The sequence below is a fragment of the Fructobacillus evanidus genome, from assembly GCF_963580165.1.
In the GTDB taxonomy this organism is placed as follows: Bacteria; Bacillota; Bacilli; order Lactobacillales; family Lactobacillaceae; genus Fructobacillus; species Fructobacillus evanidus.
Map to the genome: position 1 here is coordinate 1 of NZ_CAUZLM010000019.1, position 5,972 is coordinate 5,972.

3 protein-coding genes are annotated in these 5,972 nt (G+C 27.4%); all 3 read left to right on the plus strand.

What is annotated here, in order from left to right; genetic code table 11:
- The first annotated feature begins 107 nt into the window (after positions 1-107).
- The 3 genes from AABI08_RS08300 (at position 108) to AABI08_RS08310 (ending at position 5,706) form a co-directional block, all read left to right on the plus strand.
- Positions 108-1,622: a glycosyltransferase gene (locus AABI08_RS08300; protein WP_338344717.1), complete on the plus strand. Its 1,515-nt coding sequence runs from the start codon at positions 108-110 to the stop codon at positions 1,620-1,622.
- A gap of 325 nt (positions 1,623-1,947) precedes the next feature.
- The gene (locus AABI08_RS08305) at positions 1,948-3,471 is read left to right on the plus strand and encodes a glycosyltransferase (protein ID WP_338344719.1); all 1,524 of its coding nucleotides are present in this window, start codon (positions 1,948-1,950) and stop codon (positions 3,469-3,471) included.
- Positions 3,472-4,233: 762 nt separating this feature from the next.
- Entirely contained in the window at positions 4,234-5,706 is a 1,473-nt protein-coding gene (locus AABI08_RS08310) for a glycosyltransferase (protein ID WP_338344721.1), read from the plus strand.
- Positions 5,707-5,972: the final 266 nt, after the last annotated feature.

Below are 5,972 nucleotides of genomic sequence, written 5' to 3' on the forward strand. Positions count from 1 at the left end.
GGATTCGTTTGAATTAAATTTGCAATTTGCCAATAATAAAAAATGATTCTTTGTGTTTATGAGATAATGAAGTGAGGATGTAAACTATTAATACTAGGAGAACTTGTATGAATTTTTTTGTAACTTATAATTATGCTTCTAATTTATCTGGAATAGAACATGCACAAATAAAGAGAAATTTAGCTTTAAAAAAATTCGGTTATGATTCTAAATTTGTTAGTCTAGCTTATAATCGTTTCTTAAAAAGAGAATCTATCCAGAGTGGAGTTGAATATAATAATTTAATTAATATGTATGATTATTTTCAAGGGGTTTCTTCTATTGATGATTCTAATAATATAACACCACGAACGCTATATGATGAAGTAAATGACGATGAATATATTGTAAATATTAATAAAAATAAGTTAGAAATAAATAATAGTGATAATACCCATATCAAAAATATTTACTTAATGTGGGATAAAGGAACTAATAATAAAATCGATAAAATAGAATATTTTGATAAATACCATAATATTGTGCGTATTGACTATTTTGATGTGCGAGGATTTCTTAGTATGTCAGATATCATGGGACAACAGGGAGGGGTCTCTAGAGAAATTAATTATGATTATAGAGGAGATTCTATTCTGGAAAGCTTTTACCATATAGACGAGCAAGGAGATGTTAAAGTTAGATGGATGTTAAAATATAAAGATGAGGTGTATTGGTTTTCAAAAAAAGAGATGTTAGAAGCAAAATTTTTAGATTATCTAAACCAAGATTTTCAAGAAAATAATATATTCATATCAGATAGAGCATACTTAACAGATAATAGTTTAATTAATATGTCATCATTTAGAAAGTTATTTATTTTTTGGCATAATGTATTTGTTCCTGAAGACGGGATACCTAATTTTTCTAAACCCTTCGATACATTACTTAATGAAATTGAACATAAAAATAAAATTACTGGACTATTAGCTGCTACTAATAAAGAGGTAATGGACTTAGAAAATGCAGTTCAAGGACAAATTAAAGTGTTTAAAATGAATTCTTTTGTTAAGTTACAAAATATTGATGCTAGTAAGAAAATGAATCTTAAAGAATATGATATTATCACTGTATCACGTATATCACCAGAAAAAAGATTATTGTTAGGCGTTGAAATTTTTTCCAAAATCCATAAAGAGTTACCACAAGTTCATTGGGATATATTTGGGTATGGAGATCAGAATTATGTAGAACTTTTGAAAAATATTATTGCTGATAAAGGATTATCAAAGGCTATTACTATACATGAATATACTTTTGATTTAAAAAGTGTATATGAAAATGCTAAAATTTTTTGGATGTTAAGTAAATTTGAAGGATTTAATATGTCACAAGCAGAAGCTCAAACATATGGAATACCTACTATTGCTTTTGATATAGATTATGGACCTTCAGAATTAATAAAAAATGAAGAGAATGGATATTTGATTGAAAATAATGATACTTACAATTTTTATATTATGACAAAAAAATTGTTATTATCTCCTCAAAAGATGGAATATATGTCAAGATGTTCGCGCCTGGAAACCGATAAGTATTTACCTAATGAATTAATTAAGCAGTGGAAAATTATTGCAGAACTTTAGATTCATAATAATAAAGTGAAAACCAAAATTTGTTTAAAGGTAGTTATTTTACCCAAAGACTAGTAGTCATTATTTGTACATCATTAATGTAAAATTTATAAATTGGACACGATCATTTTAAGTAGAGAAAAAGATATACAGAAAAATCGTAATTTATTGTAAAGCTTTAATTATGTTACTGGAATAAAGAAAGTAATGGTGTGTTAATGACTAATCGATTATCTCGAAAAAATAATGTGAATTAAATTGCTATAGTGGATATGTTTATATAAATTTTATAATTAAACCATCGAGTGAATATTGGAGAGGAAGAAATTAATAGATTATGTTTTATTTTTTAACCCATATGATTGATGAGAAATTAGCCGGTCTAGAACTAGCAATGATTAATAGATTAAATGTTTTTAATTATAATAACGAAGAGGCCAAAATAGTTACTTTTCATTTTAATCGGTTTCAACATATGAATACACAAAAATATGGAATTTCTGATCATGATTATGTGAATTTGTTTGATTATTTTCAGGAAACTGTTGATATAGATGATCAAAAAATTTTGGACAATTATTTAACTAAAATATTAGAAAAGATTAACCAATCGTTTCCAAATAATTACTTAGTAAAACATAATAATTTTCTAGAAGTTTATCAAGATGGAAACAAAGTAGTTGAAATTACGTTTTTTAGAAATAGTAAAGATAGAGTCTCTAATGTAAAGTGGTATGGATTTGACAATAAACTTATTCGTGAAGATGGATATGATTCTCGTGGTTTTCTCTCAATCAGTTCATTTTTTGGTCAAAAAGGAGGAGTAGCGTCAGAAGATGTTTATAATATTAGAGGACAAGTAGTCATTAATTTTTATTATCATGAGACAGACAATAATAATTCTATTTCTAATACATCCATACATTTAAATTATAAACATAATCATAAAGTTTTTAATGACTTACAGGAATTAACTGCTTTTTTTTATGACGACCTAGTAAAAGATTCCAATTCTATTTTTATTGTTGATCGTTCTTATTTAGTCGATGCTTCTGTTTTTAAGATGAAAAATAAAGTAAAAGTTTTTGAATTTTGGCATAATACGTTTAGTTCCACAAATAATCAATACGGCTCCTTATCTAACGTGATGGTTCAAGAATTATTGCATAACCAAAAGATTTCAGGATATATTCTTCCTACTAAAAAAGGAGCAGATGAATTAAAAAATAGAATTCCTAAAATCATACCAGTATATAACGCAACGGTTGCTATTAATAAGGTTAATCATCATTATTCTTCCTATTTTGATCCTGATAAAATCATCATGGTTGCTAGGATTGATAGACAAAAGCAGATACATCATGCTATTAAGGCATTTTCCATAATTCATAAAAAAAGGCCAAATGCTAAATTATATATATATGGATATATTTTTGATAATGAATATAATTTAGAACTGTTATCATTAACTAAAAAATTGGGATTAGTTGACTATATTGTTTATGAACATTATCGTTCGGATAAAGACTCAATATATAAAGATGCTGCAGTGATGATTATGACAAGTCGTAATGAAGGATGGGGAATGGTGATTAATGAGTCGTTGGCGCGAGGCATTCCTGTAGTTTCATATGATACATGCTATGGACCTTCTGAAATTATAACTAATGGAGATGATGGTTACATTGTTGAGATAAATGACTATGTGTCATTATCTGAGAGAGTTCTACATATTTTATGTAACAAAAATATAAGAAAAACGTTATCACTTAATGGCGTGAAAAATATGGAAAGATACAATATAGAAAATGTATCTTTAATTTGGAAGGATTTGTCTAAAAAATTATTAAATGATAAGTAACTATTAAATTATCTAACTAATGGAAATACTTAATATAATTGGCAGATTCTATAATTAATTCGAACGACAATGGAAAAATAAAAAAACAAGAATTCTTTATAATGGTAGTTGCTAGACAAACCATGAGGAGAAATTCTTTGAGCTATTCAATTTTAACATCGTATGATCGTGGTGCCATTCGAAATGTTTTGAAACGAATATAGAAGCTCACGATACCTTTTGGAACAAGCCGTTGATAATCTATCATATAAGATTAATCAACGCCAAGATCTTGGCCATTGGGAAGTTGATTCCGTTCTTCCTATCCATGGTTAAGATAAGACCTGTTTGATTAATCTGGTTGAACGGCAGAGTCGGATGTTGTGGGCCATTAAGTTTCCTAACCGAACGAAGGAGGCTATGAGATTTTAAACGCTTCATGAACTAATCTAGATCAATCGTGAAATCCATCACGGTTGATTATGGGAAAGAATTTTCAGATTATCGAACGCTACAGAGACACTACGGTATCAAAGTCTATTTTTTCCATGCTTATTCTCCCTGAGAACGAATTACTAATGAATTATTTAATCGTAAGTTTGTTATTTTTTATCAAATAAAAGTCATTTTAGGGACGTATTGGAGTAGTTGTTAAATGAAACTGTTGAACGCATTAACAATTGGCCAATGAAATTACGTTAGTGTCAAACACCATTAGAATTTTTTGAGGATACGATCGAATTAAACTTGTAATATGATAATTGAAAACATAAGGTATAAATTATGCAGTATTTTTTAACAAATAAATTTGAATATAATTTTTCAGGAATTGAACATGCTCAAATATATAGGTATAAATTATTTAACTCTTTAGGTGTAAAGTCAAAAATAATTACGTTTGAATATACACCAGCTATGCATTTATTTATAAAAAGACATAATATTCCTTTTAATATTTCATTAAATATGTTTGATTTTTGGCAAAATTCTGTTGATAAGGAAGTTATTAATAATATTGAATATTTTAAAATTAATAAAAGTAAGACTAATAATCGAATAATTGAGTACTTTGATTATCCATTAGTTCATGATGTGTATACTACTCCTCGAATTAAAAAAATAAAATATTTTAATGAATATCAAAATATTATAAAAATCGAATATTTTGATATTAGAGGATTTCTTTCAAAGATAAGTACATTTAACAAAAATAATGAAATTTATAAAAATGAATGGTTTGATATTCAAGGCAATATAGTATTAACAGAAAATTGTTTAGATGGGAATATTATCTTAAGTAAACATAATCCACAATATAATAATGAAAATGTTTATACTTCTTGGGATTCTTTAAAAACATCTTGGTTGGATTTTTTAGCTCAATATGATGATCCTGTTTTTTATATAGATCGCGGTGAGTATGTATCTCCTTTAGTTATTAATATGAAAAATAAAAATGTTAAAAAATTTATTGTTTTACACAGTGCGCACACTGTTGATAGACAAAATCCTTATAGTTCTCCACTAAATGATATTAGAAAATTAGAGTTTAATCATTCCGAATTGTGGTCGGGTTATATTGCTGCTACTAAGGACCAAGCATTAGACTATCAGCGGAGGACTAATATACCTACATTTGATATACCAGTTTCGTATTCTTTAAGTCCTGAAAACATTAAAAAACGAAATTTAGGAAATAGCAAACATATTATTTATCTTTCTCGCATATCTCGAGAAAAAAGAATTGAAGATGCTATTGCCTCAATGTCTTACATTGTTAAGCAAAGAAATGATATAGATTTAAAAATATATGGATATGTAACTGATTCGCTTTATAATCAAGAGCTACATCAATTAATAAAGGAACTTTCATTAAAAAGTAAAGTAGAATTATTGCCTTATAATCCAGATAAAAAATACTTATTTAGCAACTCGGATATTTTTTTATTAACGAGTGAGTATGAAGGGTTCAATATGTCTATGTTGGAAGCAGCTTCATATGGCTTACCATTAATATCTTATGACGTTAAATATGGACCCAAGACCATAATAAATAGTTTAAAAAATGGGTACTTAGTAGAGTCAGGCAATGTTTTAATGTTATCTAAAATGATTTTAAAAATTTTTAATAATGGTAACATTTATCAGTTGTTTAGTCAGAACGGATTACATTATTTAGATGAAACATTTGGGAAAAATGTATTAGAAAAGAAATGGAAGGATTTTTTCAATTCAAATCATATTAAGATATCCTAAGGTTTGAATAGTGCCTTCCAATGATTTTAGATATTTAAAAGACTAATGGAAACATAATTCATAATGTATTTTATAGTGGGGTGAATTTACAATTGAAGTGCAACACCCTTGATAAATAAAAAAGACCAACGGCTATGACGTATACCCCAAAAACTAAAGTAAATATTTACTAGTTCGCTAAACGGCTGGGTGCCGATATTTAATCGGTGACCGGCCATTTAGTTTTGTTTGGATGCGTGTTTCGTTGCAGTACTGAATAAACCGTT